This window comes from Oleiphilus sp. HI0086, from assembly GCF_001635225.1.
Map to the genome: position 1 here is coordinate 1 of NZ_LWFZ01000055.1, position 1,152 is coordinate 1,152.

Sequence of the window (1,152 nt, forward strand, 5' to 3'; positions counted from 1 at the left end):
TTTGTTTTCAGTACGATTGTTAAAAATGCAGTGACGCGCCACCTTTCCAAAATTAGCCGTGAAACCGTTCAGCCGGCTCAGCTAACAAGTAAAACCTATAAGCCCATTGTGCTGAATCGCCCCGAATACAGTGATGAAATTGCTGACTTGGTTGAAGCTTTGAACCGGGGACGAAAGCAGGTTGCCGAGTTTGCTTTGGCAAAAGAGTCCTATGAAGACCAGTTAGAGCATCAGGCAAATTTCGACATGCTGACAAATTTGCCTAACCGTCGCCATATTGAATATCACCTGAAAAATGAAATGCTTAACCAGCAGGAAAACGCCGAATACTCGAAGCTGGCAATCTTTTTTATTGACCTGGATGGTTTTAAAGAGGTGAATGACAGCCTGGGGCATAGTACAGGCGATAAGATTCTGCTGGATAGTGCTTCCCGCTTGAAGAAGTTGATCACTCGCTACGGAGGTTATGTGGCCCGTTTTGGTGGCGATGAGTTCATCGCTTGCTTTCAGTGCAACACTCGCGCAGATGCTGAGGATGTTGCTGATAAAACGATATTGGCCTTTAAAGAAAACTTTGTCTTAAGTGACTCGCAGCTTCAATTAGGTTGTAGTATCGGGGTCGTGCTTTACCCTGAAGATGGCGAGAATACTGAAGATTTGATTCGTCGTGCAGATACCGCGATGTATAAAGCCAAAGAAGCAGGCCGTAATACATTTGCATTCTTTGACCAGTCAATGATGTATAACATCGTGTTGCACAATACGATTAAGAGTAAATTGAAAGATGCGATCGTTAATAATCAACTAGAGCTCTATTTTCAGCCTTTGATTGATTTGCGCGATATGAGTATTACCGGTTTCGAAGCCTTATTACGCTGGGAAGATGAAGACCTGGGTAAGGTTAGGCCGGACTTGTTTATTCCGGTTGCCGAAAAAACCGGTCAGATATTTGATATCGACATCTGGGTATTTGAACATGCCATTGCGCAGGTTAAAGAGTGGCGCAGTGATTTCAATGAAGAATTTATCGTTGCTATCAACTTTAGCCCAACTAACTTTCACCATCGCGAGTTATCTGACTGGACGCATAATCACCAGGTATTTTTGCAAACCTTGGATTGGGTGGAGCTGGAAGTAACAGAACGTTTGATG

The 1,152-nt window shown here is 43.6% G+C and carries 1 protein-coding gene; it reads left to right on the forward strand.

The features are described 5' to 3' along the window. Window positions 1-1,152 (forward strand): bifunctional diguanylate cyclase/phosphodiesterase (locus A3756_RS00860; RefSeq protein ID WP_156490150.1); only part of this gene is annotated, 1,152 nt, incomplete at both ends.